The organism is Duganella rivi, assembly GCF_009857435.1.
In the GTDB taxonomy this organism is placed as follows: Bacteria; Pseudomonadota; Gammaproteobacteria; order Burkholderiales; family Burkholderiaceae_D; genus Rugamonas; species Rugamonas rivi.
In genome coordinates this window covers 305,880-323,127 of the sequence record NZ_WWCK01000001.1, presented here as the reverse complement: position 1 = coordinate 323,127, position 17,248 = coordinate 305,880, and the positions used below count along the sequence as shown (strand labels likewise).

Genomic DNA, 17,248 nt, shown 5'->3' with positions numbered 1-17,248 from the left:
CGGATTACGGTGCGTACAAGCTGGACATTCTCTTGGAGAGCCCAGCATGAAACCTATCGTAATCCACACCGCCACCACTGCCGACCGTAAGGCTTACGCCGTCAAGCGCATGAATGACGCTGCCCAGCGCCTGCTCCATGCCGAGACTGCGGCCGATGAAATCAAGGCCGGCCAGTGGGTGCTGGCCTGGGCTGTGGCGGCCGGCGCCCGCCCGTCGCCGCGCTCAGCGGCTGGGAGCTTGGAGTCTTTCGTGGCGCTTAACCTGCATTGAGGTCGAGGATCGCCTGATAGACGCGGATCGGTTCCTCGGCGATGCGGTTCAGCACGTAGAGGAAATGCTCCTGCCCGAACACCGCGTATTCGCGCGTCGGGAAGCCCTGCGCCTGCAGCGCATCGATTTGCTCGGTGCCAAGGCCGATCAGCGATTCGAATTCAAACCAGCGTGGATCGATGCGCTCTTGCACGATCAAGCTGCTGAGGTTGGCCTGGATGCTGCGGTCGTGGGTGGCGATTGAGCACTTGTGGCCGCTCAGCAGCAGCTCTTGCGCGTAGCGGCGGTAGGCGGTCGCCAGCTCAGGGCTGTTGCGGGCGTAAGCTACGCCTTCAGGTTCGAGGAAGGCGCCTTTCACCAGCCGGATGCGGCCCGGCAGCTTCATCAGCGCCGGCAAGTCCTGCGCCGAGCGGTGGCGCTTGGCCGGCACGGTGATGCCGACGTTGCGCAGGTCGTCTTCCTTATGCAGGCGGGTGTAGGTGGCATAGATGTCGTCGGCACGGTCTATGCCTTCCATCGAAATCATCACCTCGCGGTTGATTTCGGCGGCGGCCAGCGCGATGCGGCGGGCGTTGCGATAACCTAGTTCGCTGTCCACCAGCGAGCCCACATGCGACAGATCGAACGAGATCGAGCAATTCAGATTGCGCTCACCGATGGCCTTTACCAGCTCCAGGAACACCTCTGTCTCGGCCATGGCAAACGCCTCGTCGCGCACGCTTTCGCCCATGTACTCGGCCGATGCAGCATGGCCGCGCGCGATGATCTGCTCAACGCGCTGCAAAGCCTCGCCTACCGTCTGTCCGGCCACATAGCGCTGCGACACCTTGTGCATGTACGGTCGCAGCATGGGATCGTTGCAGAATTTCTGTTTGGCCGTCTCGTCCAGCGCCAGCGCGCGCAACGCGCCTGCTGCCTGGTCTACCAGTGCTTGCCATTCGGTGGGGAAGGTGGGTGCTGTCATGTCATCCTTATTTGCGGACGATGGTGTCCTTGTGGTTCTGGACGCGGTCGCCCGTGAGTAGTTGCGGGTCGTGGTCGAAGACGAAGGAGGCCTGGCGGCCGTCGTCGTACTTCACGTGCACTGTCCACTGTTTGCTTGATTTGGCTTTCTCTTCGATCTTCTTGCCGGCGTAGGCGCCGCCGGCTGCGCCGGCGATGGTGGCCAGCTGGCGGCCATGGCCGCTGCCGACTTGATTGCCGAGCAGGGCGCCGGCGACGCCGCCGCCGATCACGCCCAGGGCGCTGCTTTCGCCGGCTTTTTCACCAACCACGATTTGCGTCACTTTGCCGCAGTCCTGGCATTTTGCAGGCTTGGCTTTTTCCGCCTGCGCGGTGCTGGACAGGGCGGCCAGCAGCAGGGCGGTAATGATGGTGGAACGGTTGGACATGGTAGTTCTCCTGATTAACCGTAAGCCCCACCAGTGTACAGCAAGTCAAACAGGCGTGAGATGGTGGCAATCAAACCGCCCGAGCCGATCATCATGCTGGCCACCAGCACCACGGCCACCGGCCATTGCGTGTCCGATTGCGTGCCCGAGCCGGCATTGTGGCGGGCGTCCCACTTTTCGTCCGGCGTCAGCCCCATCACCAGCGCTTCGAGGAAGCCGGCCAGCGCCGACAGGATGATGGGCAGCAGCTTGTAGAAGGCATCGGCCTGCGGCGCCCCCAGCGCCACCAGCAGGGCGGCGGGCAGGGCGGCCAGGTGAGCCCACAGCCACGGGTCGCGCGGGCCGCCCAGGTACAGCCGTTGCAGCCCGAGGCCGCCAAATAAAAACGCCAGCAAGGCGGCAATTGTCTTGTTTTTGTGACGCGTCTGATGCAAAACAGTCATGGTTGTTCAGCAAAATAGTCTGTGAGCCACCAGTATCAGGCATAATACGGCCCCCGGCACGCCTTTTTTGCAGGCAAAGCTATTGCCCCAAGTGCCGGAACAAGGGATAATCTTTGATTACCCCAACATGCCCAATTATTTCATTAACGCTTGCTGCCTCGCGGCAAAGCTTGCTATAATTTGCGGCTTTTTCCGTCCTAGCACAAATTTTTTGGAAATATTATGGTCGTTATTCGTTTAGCTCGTGGTGGTGCCAAGAAGCGCCCTTTCTTCAACATCGTTGCAACCGATTCGCGTAATCGTCGCGATGGCCGTTTCATCGAGCGCATTGGTTTCTACAACCCAATGGCTTCGGGTGCTGAAGTTGGTCTGCGCATCACTGAAGATCGTCTGGCTCACTGGCAATCCGTCGGCGCACAACTGTCGCCAACCGTTGCTCGTCTGGTAGCCCAGAACAAAAAAGCAGCCTAAGTCTGGTTACTGGTTTGACCGATAAGAATGCATCCGGGGTGCAAGTCCCCGACGATCTGGCACAGGTAGGCTTTGTCTTCGGTGCTTATGGCGTTGCTGGCTGGGTCAGGATTCGTCCTTTCTCGGAAGATGCGGATGCACTCCTCAAGGTCAAAACCTGGTGGCTCGATAAACCGGCGTTGCGCGATGTGGACGTCCAGCAGGTCAAACTGCATGGCGGCGATGTCGTAGCGCGCTTGGTTGGCGTGACTGACCGGAACGTTGCTGAAGCGCTCAAGGGCGCCGCAGTTTTCATTCCGCAAAGCCGCTTCCCGGTCTTGACCGATGATGAGTTTTACTGGGCCGAGCTGATCGGTCTGGAAGTAGAGAATCTGCAAGGTGAGCACCTGGGTAAGGTGGCTGACATGATGAGCAATGGTCCGCAGTCGATCTTGCGCATCGTCCCCGCAGAAGTTGAGGCGCAAGAGCGCCTGATCCCATTTGTGGACGCGTACATCAACAAGGTGGACAAGGAAGCAAAAAAGATCATCGTCGACTGGGGCCTTGATTACTAAGCGCAATACATTGAGGGCGGTTCGCCATGCAATTTGATGTCGTAACCCTGTTCCCGGAAATGTTTGCCGCAATTACGCAGTCGGGCGTGACCCGGCGTGCGTTTGAACAGAATAAATGTGGCCTGTCGCTGTGGAATCCGCGTGATTTCACCACCGACAATCACCGCACCGTGGATGACCGCCCGTATGGCGGCGGCCCCGGCATGGTGATGCTGGCCAAGCCGCTGGAAGCGACGCTCAATGCAGCCAAGCAGCGCCAGGTCGATGCCGGCCTGCCAACGCCGCGCGTGCTGTTCATGTCGCCACAGGGCAAGCAGTTGACGCATGAACGCGTGATGCAGCTGAAGCAGGAACCCGGTCTGGTGATTCTGTGCGGCCGCTACGAAGCAGTAGACCAGCGCTTGCTTGATCGTTGCGTGGATGAAGAAATCAGCCTTGGCGATTTCGTGCTGTCCGGCGGCGAGCTGCCGGCCATGGCCTTGATGGATGCGGTGATCCGCCTGATTCCCGGCGTATTGAACACCGGCGCCTCGGCCATTGAAGACAGCTTCTTCAACGGCTTGCTCGATTCGCCGCACTACACGCGGCCTCAAACGTATGAAGGTGTGGGCGTGCCGCCGGTACTGATGGGCGGCAACCACGCCGAGATTGAAAAATGGCGCCGCCAGCGCATGCTGGAAGCGACCGCGCGCAAGCGACCGGATTTGCTCGTCAAGGCACGTGAAGCAGGATTGCTGACCAAGCGTGATGAGCAATTTTTGGCAGGCCTCTGAGCCTGTCTGTTATAACCCCATCCTCTACTGGGCATATTAAAAGCGCGCCAGCACGATGGTTTATGGAGTCATTAAGATGAACCTGATTCAACAACTCGAGCAAGAAGAAATCGCTCGCCTGGGCAAAAACATTCCTGATTTTGCACCTGGCGATACCGTAGTCGTGAACGTGAACGTAGTCGAAGGCACCCGCAAGCGCGCCCAGGCTTACGAAGGCGTTGTTATCTCCCGTCGTAACCGTGGCCTGAACTCGAACTTCATCGTTCGTAAGATCTCGTCCGGCGAAGGCGTTGAGCGTACCTTCCAGCTGTTCTCGCCGCTGATCGCTTCGATCGAAGTGAAACGCCGCGGTGACGTACGTCGCGCTAAGCTGTACTACCTGCGTGATCGTTCGGGTAAATCGGCACGTATCAAAGAAAAACTGCCAAACCGTCGCCCAGCGGCGAAAGCAGCCGTTTAATATCGGTTGTGTTTGGAGAAAGGGGCGCCTGCGGGCGTCCTTTTTTTTTCGAGGAGCACACTTGGCACAACCACTATTCGACCCCCAGCAGCTGCCTGTTGACGCCATCGCCGGCGAGCCTGCCGTCGAGCCTGAGCGCCTGAGCGCCGCGTGGCTGCGCAGCCGCTTTGCCGCGCCGCCCGCCGCGTGGACGCCCGAAGAAAGAGAGCGCGTGATCCCGGGCCGCGACGACCGCCCGCCCACGCCAGCCTCGGTGCTGGTGCCGCTGGTGCTGCGCCCGGCCGGCCTGACGGTGCTGCTAACCCAGCGCAACGCCAATCTGACCGACCACGCCGGCCAGATCAGCTTCCCCGGCGGCCGCGCCGAAGATTACGATGCTGACACCACCGACACCGCGCTGCGCGAATCGGAGGAGGAGATCGGCCTCGCGCGCCATCACGTCGAAGTGCTGGGCGCCTTGCCGAACTATCTGACCGGCACTGGTTATTGCGTGACGCCAGTCGTCGGGCTGGTGCAGCCGCCGTTTGAAGTCACCGCCGATCCGTCCGAAGTGGCCGCGATTTTCGAAGTGCCGCTGGCCTTCCTGATGGACGGCGCCAACCACCAGCGCCTGTCGGTGGACTTGCCGGGCGGCCGCCGCAGCTTCTACGCCATGCCTTACGAGGGCTATTACATCTGGGGCGCGACGGCCGGCATGCTCCGTAATCTGTTCCATTTCTTGCGCGCGGAGTGAGAACTAGGCTATCGTAACGACCATTAAGGCAGGACGACTCTAAGGATATACATGACTTTTCTTTCCATCTTATGCGCGCTGTTGATCGAGCAGATGAAACCGCTGCGCGCAGACAATCCGATCTACGCCGAAATCAAGCGCCTGGCGTTGCGGATGGAGACCTGGTTCAACGCCGGCCACTCGACCCACGGCCGCATGGGCTGGTTCCTGATGATGGGCATCCTGGTGGTGCCGACCGCGGTGATTTACTGGGTGCTGCGCCACTACGAGCTGACCTACGCCGCCTTTGCGTGGAACGTGGTGATCGTCTACATGACGCTGGGCTTCCGCCATTACAGCCACTATTTCACCTCGATCCAATTGGCGCTGAACGCCGGCGACGAAGCCGCCGCGCGCGCCTTGCTGGCCGAGTGGACGCGCCTCGACACGGTCGGCATGGAAGCGTCCGAAATCACCCGCATCGCGGTCGAGAAATCGCTGATCACCACGCACCGCAATGTGTTCGGCGTGTTCTTCTGGTTCCTGATGCCGGCCGGCCCGGCCTGCGCCGTGATGTACCGCGTGTCCGAGCATCTGGCGCGCGCGTGGAACGAGCCTGAGCACATGCGCAACGAGGCCTTCGGCCAGTTCGCCGCGCGCGCGTTTTACTGGATCGACTGGATCCCGGTGCGCCTGACCGCCGTGGCGTTTGCCGTGGTCGGTAACTTTGAAGATGCAATCTACGCGTGGCGTAATTTTGCCCACCGCTGGTCGAACGAAGCGATCGGCATCATCCTGTCGGCCGGCGGCGGCGCCATGGGCGTGCGCCTCGGCTCGCCGGTGGAAAACGCCGTCAAGGCCCAATTCGTCGATGCCACCACGGTCGATATCGAGGTCGAACCGGACGTGATGCCGGGCGACGAGCCGAATATCCGCTCCCTGCAGAGCACGGTTGGCCTGGTCTGGCGTGCACTGTTGTTGTGGATGATGCTGTTGTTGCTGTTGTCGAGCGCTGTTTGGTTCGGTGGATAGCCTTAACGGGTTACAATAGCGGTATTGCCGTGGTGCAGGGCGAGCATTTCCTGCACCAAAGTGGTATCTCCCTTGAAAATGACGTTGAATATCAAGGGCTTACTTATTTAGGTCTTCTATAAGATATAATACGTAAGATTCTTACCCCCTCTACGCAGAAGCAACCGCGCCTATGTCCGTTCAAAAACCGGCAGAACAGCAAGATTCGTTCTTCATCCTTGGCCAAACCAGCAATGGCAGGCAGTTCCGTCCCAGCGACTGGGCTGAGCGCCTGTGCGGGGTGATGGCGTGCTTCAAGCCGGAAGGCTCGGGCGGCGGCCGCGATTCCCACTTGCAGTTCTCGCCGTACGTGACGCCGACCGTGGTCAATGGCGTGAAATCCGTGGTGGTCAACGGCAAGCTGCGCGCGCTGGAGCCGATGGCCTATCACTTCGTGCTGTCCTTCGCCAAGGACAACGACCTGCAGGTGGTCGACGCCTGCCTGGTTCCTGAAAAGAATTAATTCTCACTTAATTTTCTGTTAAGTATCTGTTCACCGTAGCGCGGTGGGCGTATGCTGCGTGTTCCATCTTTTTTCGCGAGAGAACATGAACACCAGCCGCCTGAAACATGCCGCCGCCGCCAGCCTCCTGCTGTGCGGGATGTCCTTTGTCGCTACCGGGTCTGCATGGGCCGCAGCTGCGCTGCCAGCCGGCGTGGTCAAAGGGCCGTCGGTCGAAGGCATTACCGAGTACCGGTTGCCGAACGGCCTGAAAGTGCTGCTGTTCCCGGACGCTTCCAAACCTACCGTCACCGTCAACGTCACCTACTTGGTCGGCTCGCGCCACGAGAACTACGGCGAGACAGGCATGGCGCACTTGCTGGAACACATGGTGTTCAAAGGCTCGCCGAAAAATAAAGCCATTCCGAAGGAATTCGCTGCTCGCGGCATGGAGTTCAACGGCACCACCTCCAACGACCGCACTAACTACTACGAAGTATTCCAGGCCAGCCCGGAGAACCTGAAATGGGCGCTGGAGATGGAAGCCGACCGCATGGTCAACTCCTTCATCGCGCGCAAGGATCTCGACTCGGAGATGACCGTGGTGCGCAACGAGTACGAGTCCGGCGAGAATAATCCGTTCGGCGTGCTGCTCAAGCGCATGCAGAGCATCGCCTACGATTGGCATTCGTATGGCCGCTCCACCATCGGCAACCGCAGCGACATCGAGAACGTCAAGATCGAGAACCTGCAAGCGTTCTACCGCACTTACTACCAGCCCGATAACGCGGTGCTGCTGGTGGCCGGTAAATTTGACCCGGCGCAAACGCTGGCGTGGATCAGCAAGTCCTTCGGCAAGATCCCAAAACCAAAGCGCGTGCTGCCGCCATTCTGGACGGTCGAGCCGACGCAGGATGGTGAGCGCAGCTTCACCGTGCGCCGCAAGGGCGACGTGCAGATCGTCGCGCTGGGCTACAAGATTCCAAGCGCGCTGCAAGGCGATAGCGATGCGCTGAGCTTCATGTCGCAAATCCTCGGCGACGAGCCGACCGGCCGCCTGCACAAGCAGCTGGTGGAAAGCGGCAAGGCCGCGCAGGTGTTCAGCTTTGGCATGACCGGTTACGCGCCGGGCCTGCAAATCATTGGCGCCGTGGTCAAATCGGGCGAGCCGCTGGAGCCGGTGCGCGCTGCGCTGACCGAAGCCGTCGAGAGCTTCGCAAAGACGCCGCCGACCGAAGAAGAGATGGAACGCACCCGCCGCAACTTCGCCAACTACATCGAGAAATCGCTCAACGATCCGCAGCGCGTGGGCGTGACCTTGTCGGAAGAGGTGGCGCTTGGCGATTGGCGCTTGCTGTTCCTCGGCCGCGACAAACTGCCGGGCATCACCTCGCAGCAAGTGGCCGATGTGGCGGCGCGCTACCTGAAGCGCGACAACCGCGTGGTCGGTGAGTTCATCCCGGAAGACACGCCGCAACGCGCCGACATTCCTGCCGCGCCGAGCGTGGCCGAGGTGATGAAGGACTTCAAGGGCAAGGACAGCGTGCTGACCTCGGAGGTGTTCGATCCGAGCCAGGACAACATCAACGCCCGCACCGAGATCAAGCAAATCGGCGGCCTGAAAGTGGCGCTGCTGCCGAAGAAAAACCGCGGCGAAACCGTGGCCGTGAATCTCGCGCTGGGCTGGGGCGATGAGAAAAACCTGGTCAACACCGCCGTGGTCAGCGCCATCACCAACGAGATGCTCACGCGCGGCACCAGCAAGTACACACGCGAGCAGTTGGCTGACGCCTTCTCCAAGCTGAAGATCACTGGCTCGCCGTACAACTTCGAGACCACCGGCCCGAATCTGGATGCGGCGCTGCGCCTGGTGGCACACGTGCTGAAAGACGCCAGCTTCCCGCAGGCCGAATTTGAACAACTGCGCCAGCAGTGGATCGTCGGCCTGGAGTACTCGCGCAGCGAGCCGCAAGTGCTGGCCAACGAAGCCATCGAGCAGCACTTCAACCACTACCCGAAAGGCGACATCCGTAACTCGCTGACCGTGGCCGAGCGCCTGGAAGCAGTGAAGGCGCTGAAGCTGGAAGACGTGATTGCCTTCCACCGCAACTTCTACGGCGCCAATCACGGCCAGCTGGCGATCGTCGGTGACTTTGACAAGACAGCCATCAGCAAGACCATCGACGAAAGCTTCACTGGCTGGAACAGCAAGGCGTCGTATGGAAAAGTCCTGAACACCAACGTGGACAAGGCGCCGTTGCAGGCGTCGCTGAATGCGCCGGACAAGGAGAACGGCTCCTACGCCGCGCGCTTGCCGCTGGATCTGAACGTCAACGATGCCGACTATGCGGCGCTGGATCTGGCCAACTACATCTTCGGCGGCGGTGCGCTGAAATCGCGCCTGATGGATCGGATTCGCCAGAAGGACGGCTTGTCGTATGGCGGCGGTAGCGGTGTCTCTGCGGGCGATGAAGACCGTGCCGGCAACTTCGGCATGGGCGCGATCGCCGCGCCGCAGAACCTGAAGAAACTGCAAGCGGCCATCCTCGAAGAACTGGAGCGCGCGCGCAAGGACGGCTTCACGCAAGCGGAATTGGACGGCGCCAAATCGGGCCTGCTGCAACAGCGCTTGCAAAACCGCGCCAAAGACAACGTGGTGGCCGCAGGCTGGAACCGTAACCTGTACTTGAATCGTACCTACGCGTGGAGCAAAGAGTACGAAGCCAAGCTGAAAGCAGCCACGCTGGCGCAAGTCAATGCGGCTTTCCGCAAGCACATTGACCCAGCCAAACTGTCGGTGGTGATCGCGGGCGACGAAGCCAAGGCCGCCGCCGCAGCCGCCGCGCCGAAGAAGCCTTAAAACTTCGGCAGGCGATCCAGCGTAATCACGCGCGGGTCGTTATAGATCTTGCGCTTGCCGCGTCGCCGGATGCTTCGTGCAGCGGACGCCATTCAGGGAAAAGACTCCCCATCGTGCATCCTCGCAGCCGAGCTAGCTATTACGGGCGTTTTTGAGGACGCCTTGCTTGTGGGCGGGCAGGTGGGCGGACGGATCTTGCGTCGGATCGAAGACGTAGTGCTGGAAGATCGCGCCCCATGCGGCGCGGACTTCTGGTGGCTGGTGTTTCATCGCTTTCAGCGTGGCGACCAGGGCGTCGAAGGTGGTGCCTGCGTCGTCGGCTGGCTGTTCGTTTTTCCACCAGTAGTTGACCATCATGTTCAATGGACCGGTGGATTGGACGTGGTGCCACCACAGCGTCGGGATGTAGAGCGCATCGCCGGGAAGCAGGTCGGCGATCAATGCGGCCTTCTGGGCTTCTTTAAAGCGCGGGTGCAGCGCGTAATCGGGATCGCGGAAGTTGACCATGCTGATAGGCGTAGGCGTCGGCGCGAAGTCCAGTGGGCCGATGTAGAGATTGTCCACCTGCTCGGGCGGGAACAGCGTGAAGCGGCGCTTGCCGCTCACCACGCACGCCAAATTGTATGACTCGTCAAAATGCGCCGGCGTGGTGATGGTGTTGCCTAGCCAGAGGCGCGGCTTCACTGACGGCGGTAGCGCCGGCGCCAAATTCTCCAGCGCGAAGCGCGGCATGCAGTCGTCGATCAAGGCGCTTTGCACCGCCACCGACGGCGGCGCATCAAACTGCGAGTAGCGCGCCAGCTGCTCGATTACACGCGCCACAGGCACCTTGTTGCGCACAAAGTTGAAGCCGTCCATATCGGGCTTGTAGAACAGCCGTCCACCTTCGGCCGGCGGGGTCATCACCGCATCGACTTCAAACCCGGTGGCGAAATTCAGCACGTAATGGCACAGCGCCTCCGGCGATTGCAGCGCCTTCTGCACCGCCGGCCAATGCCGCACGAAGCCGCGCAAGATGGCGGGACGATAGCTGCCCGCTACCTCGCTAAAAAAACGGGCCGGATCGAGGTCGTAGTATTCAGTAGGCGTGTTCATGAAACGTATGATGGCATAAAAAGGGGGGGGCAATATAAGAACTGGTTGGCGCCACCCTTCGCAACCCTGAACAGCACCCCGAACGAAAGGGTCTGACCCCGTACGGGGTCAGACCCTGGCCGCAGCGGTGTGCGGGTTGGGTTGGTGCCGCGCGCTTTTAAAGCGGCAAGCAACGTCAACCCCGCCGTGCATAAAAAAGCCCGCCAGGGCCGGGGCAGCCGAGGCGGGCACAGACTACACAATGAAGACGATTAGTATTTCACGTGCAGACCAGCGTAGTACTGCGCGCCGTTAGCATAGAAACGTGCCGGTTGATCCTTGTTGTAGATGTAGTTCTTCAGGATCGGGTTGTTCAAGTTCTGACCACTGATCGTCAAGGTGATGTTCTTGTTGATGTTGTAGTTGAACGAAGCCGACAACGTGCCGGTCGCAGCCTGGTACAGCGGCGTGCCGCGGTCTTGCGCTGCCAGGAAGTCCGAACGCCATGCGTAGCTCACGCGGGCATTGAACTTGTCGTTTTCGAAGTACAGGCCGCCGTTGGCGGTGGTCTTCGAAGCGCCCAGCATGTCGCATGGATCGCCCGAGGTTGCGGTTTGCATCGCAGGGCAAGCACCGAAGTCCAGGTGCGAGTCGGCCAGCGTGACGTTACCGTCGATACCCCAGCCGCCGCCTACCGGTACTTGCGCGTTCAGCTCAAGACCTTTGACCTTGGCGCCAACGTTGATCGGCGAGGTGATCGAGTAGGTCGCGAACACTGGCTTCTTCTGCTCTTGCGAAGCGCGGGTGTCGATGAAGGTGCCGGTGCTGACGCCGTAGCCCACGTAGTCTTTCAGGTCCATGATGAAGACACCGGCCGACAGCAGGGCGCGCGGTGCGAAGTACCATTGCAGCGTTGCGTCCAGGTTGTTCGACTTGACTGGCTTCAGGTGCGAGTTACCGCCGTTACCGGTGTGGGTTTCGTCGGTCAGCAGCACTGCGCCGCCCAATGCGCCGTAGTCAGGACGGGTCATGGTGCGCGACACGCCAACACGCGCCACCAGATCCGAGCGCAGGTCGAACTTCAAGTTCAGGCTAGGCAGCGGGATGGTGGTGTTGTTGTCGATGGCAGTCTTCTTGACGAAACCGCCCCATGGATACGCAGGCAGCGTTTCGCCGGCGGGCTGGTTCGGCAGGATCTGGTAGCCGTTCGAGGTGCCTTCGGTACGAACCAGGCGCACGCCGACGTTACCGCTCCAGCCTTCGCCTTCCAGTTCACCCTGGACGTAGATCGCCTTGGTCTTCTCGGTCAGGTCGAACATGTCCTGGTAGTAGGTGCGGCTGATGTCGCGGTTCGAGTGCAGGTCGCCCCATGCGTTCAAGATGCCAGGATCGAGCATCCAGACGTTTTTAGGGAAGTCGCCACCCAGATCGTTACCGAAGTTGCCAGGGTAGGTGGTGCCGTTCCATGCCGGGTTGGTGCTGGTGCCGCCGACGTCGGTGTTAGACCAGTTAGGGCCCTGCGCCACTTCGAAGTTGGAGCGGGTGTGGTGCGTAGCACGCGCGCCGAATTTGATTTCACGCAGCGGGCCTGCGTCCAGCGAGAAGGCCGCGTCGATCTGGCCATAGCTCTCTTTGTCGTCGGTCGATGCCGGCGATACGCCGAACACCCAGTCCAGCGGGGTACCGGTGAACTTCGATACGTCGATGTTCGGGAACTTGACGGTGGCCGGGGAGCCCATGCCGTTCAACTGGTAGCTGGCGCCCGAGTTGTTGACGTCACCTTCAAACACGCCCTGGCTTGGAGTGACGCCTTTGCCCTTGGTGGTACCGGCTTTGGCGGTCAGGGTCAGTCGGTCGGTTGGACGCCATTTGCCGTCCAGGTCGAAGAACTCGGTCTGGGCGTAAGCGCCTTCACGCACGATGTTGTCGACGATACCGTAGCGCAGTGGTGCAGCGGCGGTGCCCTTGTTGGTGAACGATGCCGACACCAGCGTGCCGTTGCGGATTACATAGCCTGGATCAGGCGCTACGCCGGAACCCAGCATGCCCGAGCCATTCATGTCGGTCATGTAGTTGGTGTTGTAGTTCGACGCGTCCATCTTCGAGCGGAAGTAGGTCGCTTCCAGCGACAGGTCGCGGCTAGGCTTGAATTGCAGGTCGATCAAACCGCCTTTACGCTTGCGCTCTTGCTGGAACAGCGAGGAGCCGATCAGGCGCGGGAACCAGACGTTGGCCAGGTCAGGATTGGTTTTAACGGCGGCGTTGGTCGGTGCAACCTGAGTCCACTGCAGCAGCTCCTGGCCATCGCGGCGCAGCGAGCGTTTTTCCGAGAAGCCTTGCACCATCAGGCCCAGCGTGCCGGCTTCGTTCTTCCAGTTGAACAGGCCACTGAATTGTGGATCGGTTTTTTCCGGCAGGGTGGCGTACACCGCTTGCACGGTCGCTTCCAGCGAGATCGGATTCTTGAAGTCCAGCGGGTGTCGGGTCTTGATGTCGATCGAGCCGCTCGAACCACCTTCGATTTGATCAGCGGTTGGCGATTTGTGCACGATCACCTGGCCGACGATCTCCGACGGCAGCAGCGAGTACGACGCCGAACGGCCCACGGCGCCGCCCACTTGATCCAGCACGAACCAGTCGCCCGACGATACGGCGTGGCCGTTGATCAGGGTCTGGGTCAGCGACGGCGCGGTGCCGCGCATCGACACGCGGTCGTTTTCGTCGAAGCCGCCCGAGCCTGCGCCCGAGGTGGAGATGTTCACGCCCGGCACGCGCTGCAGCGAGTCGGCCACGTTCTTGTCAGGCATCTTGCCCACGTCTTCCGCAGTGATGACGTCGACGTTGGCCGACGCATTGCGCTTCACCGACAGCGACTGCTGCAGCGAACCGCGGATACCGCTCACGATGACGGTCTCCGGCTCTTTCTCGGTTGCGGCCTGTTGCGCGTAGGCGTTCATCGAGACGCTCAGCGTCAGGATCGCAGCCGCAGTGGCGATAGGCGTTAGTTTGGACATCTTGATGTTATTCGAATTGTGATTCATGTTCCCTCCCGTTGATGAAGGCTCCGCCGAGCCAACCGATTGTTGATGTGCTTCTTTTTAGATCACGTTCAAAACCAATCCAACGCCAATATACCCGCGTTTTAATACCAGATCACTACCACTTTAAAATTCTTTTTTGTTATGTTGTATGTAGCCGACAAAGTATCTTTTCGACAACCTTGTAAGACCGGATGGATGGTGGTATGGCAAGCGGGTGTGCGTGTATGCAACACGAGGAAAGCCTTTACCTAAAGGCGTTATGCGTTTTCATAGAATTTTTTTGTAGGCATTGCGTCAACGCTGGATTTGTGGTGGTCTTTTTTTGGTATTATCCTCGAACAAACTGACAGGAGAGGTCTTCATCGTTATGGAAAGCGATCAAATGACACCACTGGTACACATCCGGCAGCACCTCAATGAGACCAGTAACCTACCCCTGTATCAACGCTTGCAGCGCGCCTTGCGCTCTTCAATCGAGCACCATGTCCTCAAGCCGGAGGATGCTTTGCCGGCCGAACGCCAGTTGGCGGCCGACTTGGAAATCTCGCGCATCACGGTGCGCAAGGCGATCGACGGCCTGGTGGCCGAGGGCGTGCTGGTGCGCCGGCCCGGCTCCGGTAACTTCATCAACACTCGCATTGAAAAGAACTTCTCCAAGCTGACGTCCTTTTCCGAGGACATGAAGGCACGCGGGCGCACGCCGCGCAGCGTGTGGCTCAAGCGCTCGGAAGGCACGGTCACGCCGGACGAGGCGATGCGCTTGCGATTGAGTCCCGGCTCCAAGGTGTATCGCTTCAACCGCATGCGCTATGCCGACGATGTGCCGATGTGCCTTGAATACGCGACCATCGTCGCTTCCTGTTTGCCGTCGCTGGACGCGGTGGATATCTCGATGTACGACGCGCTGGAAAAAGCCGGCAACCGGCCGGTACGCGCCTTACAGCGCTTGTCGGCGCTGCTGCTCAACGCGGAACAGGCCATGCTGCTGCAAGCGAAAGAAGGCGATGCGGGATTGGCGGTCGAGCGTCTCGGCTTTTTGCGCGACGGGCGCGCGGTGGAATTTTGCCGCTCTTACTTCCGTGGCGATATGTATGACTTTGTGGCGGAACTGAATGCGAGCTAAATTAATTCCCTTGGTGGCCGCGCTGGCGGTGTCGCCGGCGATGGCGTCTGAAGTGGTGGGCTACTATCCCGGCTGGAAGCACGAGTCCTTCCCAGTGGCGTCGGTCGATGCGTCCAGGCTGACCATGGCGCTGTATGCCTTCGTTGACCTGTGCTGGGACGGCAAGCATGGCAATCCCGAGCCCTCGGTGAACTACGTGGCGGCCTGCCAGGAGCCGCTCAACGGCGCGCTGGCGTGGCGCGATGAAGCGGCCGACGGCGCCAATCTGCGTGCACTGGTGGCGCTGAAAAAACAGCATCCGCAATTCAAGGTGGTGATCTCGGTCGGCGGGTGGGACTGGTCGAACCGCTTCTCCAACGTGGCCGCATCGGCGCCGGCGCGCGCTAACTTTATCGCATCGTCGCTGAAGACGGTGCGCAAGTACGGGCTGGATGGCGTCGATCTCGATTGGGAATACCCGGGCGAAGCCGGCGTGCCTTGCGTGGCGGGCGAAGTTTGCGCGCGGCCGGAAGACCGGCAGAACTTCATCACCTGGGTACGCGAACTGCGCGCGGCTTTCGACGCGGCGGGCAAGCAGGATGGCAAGCATTACACCATCACCATCGCGGCCGGCGCCAACGGCAACTACGTCGGCGACGGCGCGTGGGTGAAGGAGCTGGCGCGCAGTCTCGACTGGATCAACATCATGGCCTATGACTACCATATGCCGTGGGAGAAGAATACCGGCCATCACTCGGCCTTGTACGCCGATCCTAAAGACCCTGTGACGGCCAATGGCTTCTACGCATCGCGTTCGGTGCAGCGCTACCTGGGCGCGGGCGTGGCGGCGGATAAGCTGGTGCTGGGCGTGCCGTTCTATGGCTACGGCTGGAAGGGCTGCGCGGCGGGGCCGGATGGCGATGGGCAGTATCAGGCTTGCGCCGGCGGCGTTAGCGATGGCATCAACGGCGGCAACTCGTACGGCTACGCGCAGCTACAGGGCAAGGGCAAGCGTTACTGGAATGCGGCTGCGAGTGCGCCGTACCTGTACAACGCGGAAAACGGCGTGTGGATCACGTATGAGGATCCGCAGTCGCTAAAAGAGAAGGTCCGCTATATCAAGCAGCAGAAACTGCGCGGCGCCATGTTCTGGGAACTGAGCGCCGACGACAGCGAGCATCACTTGTTGCGCACCTTGTGGGACGGGATGAAGTAAAAAAAGCCAGCTCGAAAGCTGGCTTTAATTTGATTACTTGGCTTCAGCAGCGGCGATCTTCGGGCCGGTCTGGTACATGATCCAGTAGCGGGCCAGGTCGGCGCGTGGATCGGTGCCGGTTGCCAGAGGCTTCAGCACTTCAACCGATTCATCCTTCTTGCCTGCCATCGCCAGGGCGTAACCCAGGCGCAGCTTGGCATCTTCAGGATTCTTCGACACGCCTTTAGCGATACCTTGCTTCATCAGGTCGATGCCCTTGTCGAACTGGCCCAGGGTCACGTAGTTGTAGCCCAGGTTGACCAGGCCAACGCCGTCTTTCGACTTCTGTGCAGGAGCGATGCCGCTGTCGATGTTTTTCGCATCGTCAGCTGCGCCCTTGTTGGCGCTGTCGCGGATTTTTTGCAGGGCGGCTTTGTCCTTGCCGGCTGGGATACCGCTTGGATAGCCCTTGTCCATGGCGATCTTCGCTTCGGTGAAGAAGCCGGCCAGCACCGACAATTCGGCTTGTTCGGCGTAGTCTTCAGGCTCCATCTTCGACGGCACGGTAACGGCCTTCAGGCGCACCAGATCCAGATCCAGGCGGTTGTTGTAGGTTTTCTTGCCGCGGGTGCGGTTCAGCAGATCGTTCCAGTAGTCTTCGGTCGGGTAGTAGCGGGTCAGCTCTTCCACGGCTTGCAGATACAGTTCGGTGTCCTTGGTCTTGATGCCGACGTTACCCAGCAGGTTCAGGGTCTCCTTGGCTGGCGCCACGCCGGTCTGCTTGGCGGCTTCGATATCCTTCAGCACTTCGGTCTTGGTGGTGGCGAAGTCGTTCTTCAGGAAGTACGAGCGAATGATGTACGGGCGCTGCTTGGCCTTGTCGCCCGACTCCACGCCGTAACGCTCGAACCACTTGATGGCGTTGTCGTAGTCTTTCAGGGAGCTGTAGTAGATGCTGGAGATAGCATCGATGAAGCGCAGCTTGTTTTCCTTCGGTACGTGAGGCGAGTCAATCAGCACGGTCAATGCTTCGATCGTCAGCTGATTGTTGTTCGTCGCTTGACCCAGTTGCACGCGCAGCTGGTTCAGGATGAAGGTCTCGTACGAGGTCAGGTTAGGCAGGGCCGCAGCCTGGTCGATGCGGCTTTGGAATTCGGTGTAGTTCTTCGCGTCCAGCATTGGACGGGTTTGTGCTGGATCCACCAGCTTGTACATCTCTGGACGGATGGTGTCTTTCGGAGCTTCCGGCGCTTTCTTTTCTTCAGCCGCGTGGACTGGGGCCATGCCAACGATGGCAGGAGCGGCGTTCAGGCCAATGGCGGCCAAGAGCAGGCTGATACGAGCAAGACGGGAATGGGACATGGTTATCCTTTAATTCAAACTGTGGG

General features: G+C 60.3%; 17 protein-coding genes. 11 read left to right on the top strand and 6 right to left on the bottom strand.

Translation table 11 applies throughout. The annotated features are described in order from the left end of the window. Positions 1–46: 46 nt before the first annotated feature. A complete protein-coding gene (locus GTP45_RS01610; protein WP_161012133.1) occupies positions 47–271 on the top strand; it encodes a hypothetical protein in 225 nt (74 codons plus the stop codon). Here GTP45_RS01610 and GTP45_RS01605 read toward each other — a convergent pair. Genes GTP45_RS01605 through GTP45_RS01595 form a run of 3 tightly spaced genes read right to left on the bottom strand, consistent with a single transcriptional unit; the run spans position 258 to position 2,105 of the window. Continuing rightward, positions 258–1,235 carry a proline dehydrogenase family protein gene (locus GTP45_RS01605; RefSeq protein WP_161012132.1) on the bottom strand — a complete coding sequence of 326 codons (978 nt, stop codon included), beginning with the start codon at positions 1,233–1,235 and terminating at the stop codon, positions 258–260. The genes GTP45_RS01610 and GTP45_RS01605 overlap by 14 nt on opposite strands. Positions 1,236–1,242: 7 nt before the next feature. After that, positions 1,243–1,662 (bottom strand): glycine zipper 2TM domain-containing protein, encoded by a 420-nt coding sequence (locus GTP45_RS01600; protein ID WP_161012131.1) that lies wholly within the window; start codon positions 1,660–1,662, stop codon positions 1,243–1,245. Positions 1,663–1,676: 14 nt separating this feature from the next. Further along, positions 1,677–2,105 (bottom strand): NINE protein, encoded by a 429-nt coding sequence (locus tag GTP45_RS01595; RefSeq protein ID WP_161012130.1) that lies wholly within the window; start codon positions 2,103–2,105, stop codon positions 1,677–1,679. A 222-nt stretch (positions 2,106–2,327) separates the two neighbouring features. Here GTP45_RS01595 and rpsP point away from each other — a divergent pair, with 222 nt between their 5' ends. The 8 genes from rpsP (at position 2,328) to GTP45_RS01555 (ending at position 9,448) form a co-directional block, all read left to right on the top strand. After that, on the top strand, positions 2,328–2,576 hold the full coding sequence (gene rpsP, locus GTP45_RS01590; protein ID WP_155463635.1) for a 30S ribosomal protein S16: 249 nt from the start codon (positions 2,328–2,330) through the stop codon (positions 2,574–2,576). Between the two features lie 14 nt (positions 2,577–2,590). Beyond that, positions 2,591–3,130, top strand: coding sequence for a ribosome maturation factor RimM (rimM, locus tag GTP45_RS01585; RefSeq protein ID WP_161012129.1), 540 nt, complete (start codon positions 2,591–2,593; stop codon positions 3,128–3,130). A 26-nt stretch (positions 3,131–3,156) separates the two neighbouring features. Next, positions 3,157–3,903 (top strand): tRNA (guanosine(37)-N1)-methyltransferase TrmD, encoded by a 747-nt coding sequence (trmD, locus tag GTP45_RS01580; protein WP_161012128.1) that lies wholly within the window; start codon positions 3,157–3,159, stop codon positions 3,901–3,903. Positions 3,904–3,979: 76 nt separating this feature from the next. Beyond that, positions 3,980–4,363 carry a 50S ribosomal protein L19 gene (rplS, locus tag GTP45_RS01575; protein WP_092278364.1) on the top strand — a complete coding sequence of 128 codons (384 nt, stop codon included), beginning with the start codon at positions 3,980–3,982 and terminating at the stop codon, positions 4,361–4,363. Positions 4,364–4,424: 61 nt separating this feature from the next. Then, positions 4,425–5,096: a CoA pyrophosphatase gene (locus GTP45_RS01570; RefSeq protein WP_161012127.1), complete on the top strand. Its 672-nt coding sequence runs from the start codon at positions 4,425–4,427 to the stop codon at positions 5,094–5,096. 51 nt (positions 5,097–5,147) lie between these two features. Further along, the gene (locus GTP45_RS01565; RefSeq protein WP_161012126.1) at positions 5,148–6,107 is read left to right on the top strand and encodes a CobD/CbiB family protein; all 960 of its coding nucleotides are present in this window, start codon (positions 5,148–5,150) and stop codon (positions 6,105–6,107) included. Between the two features lie 172 nt (positions 6,108–6,279). Further along, complete coding sequence (locus GTP45_RS01560; protein ID WP_155463641.1) at positions 6,280–6,609, top strand: DUF3579 domain-containing protein; 330 nt, start codon at positions 6,280–6,282, stop codon at positions 6,607–6,609. Between the two features lie 85 nt (positions 6,610–6,694). Further along, positions 6,695–9,448: a M16 family metallopeptidase gene (locus tag GTP45_RS01555; protein WP_161012125.1), complete on the top strand. Its 2,754-nt coding sequence runs from the start codon at positions 6,695–6,697 to the stop codon at positions 9,446–9,448. A 132-nt stretch (positions 9,449–9,580) separates the two neighbouring features. On the opposite strand, the gene GTP45_RS01550 is transcribed toward GTP45_RS01555, so the two are convergent. Further along, positions 9,581–10,543 (bottom strand): cupin-like domain-containing protein, encoded by a 963-nt coding sequence (locus tag GTP45_RS01550; protein ID WP_161012124.1) that lies wholly within the window; start codon positions 10,541–10,543, stop codon positions 9,581–9,583. Positions 10,544–10,794: 251 nt separating this feature from the next. Then, complete coding sequence (locus tag GTP45_RS01545) at positions 10,795–13,563, bottom strand: TonB-dependent receptor (RefSeq protein WP_229258296.1); 2,769 nt, start codon at positions 13,561–13,563, stop codon at positions 10,795–10,797. A gap of 382 nt (positions 13,564–13,945) precedes the next feature. Between GTP45_RS01545 and GTP45_RS01540 the strand changes: the two genes are divergently transcribed. Together GTP45_RS01540 and GTP45_RS01535 are read left to right on the top strand one after the other, a co-directional pair. Then, complete coding sequence (locus tag GTP45_RS01540; protein ID WP_166454504.1) at positions 13,946–14,686, top strand: GntR family transcriptional regulator; 741 nt, start codon at positions 13,946–13,948, stop codon at positions 14,684–14,686. Then, entirely contained in the window at positions 14,676–15,881 is a 1,206-nt protein-coding gene (locus tag GTP45_RS01535) for a glycoside hydrolase family 18 protein (RefSeq protein ID WP_161012122.1), read from the top strand. Before GTP45_RS01540 ends, GTP45_RS01535 begins: the two co-directional genes overlap by 11 nt. A 33-nt stretch (positions 15,882–15,914) precedes the next feature. On the opposite strand, the gene GTP45_RS01530 is transcribed toward GTP45_RS01535, so the two are convergent. After that, positions 15,915–17,222 (bottom strand): tetratricopeptide repeat protein, encoded by a 1,308-nt coding sequence (locus tag GTP45_RS01530; protein WP_161012121.1) that lies wholly within the window; start codon positions 17,220–17,222, stop codon positions 15,915–15,917. Between the last annotated feature and the right edge of the window lie 26 nt (positions 17,223–17,248).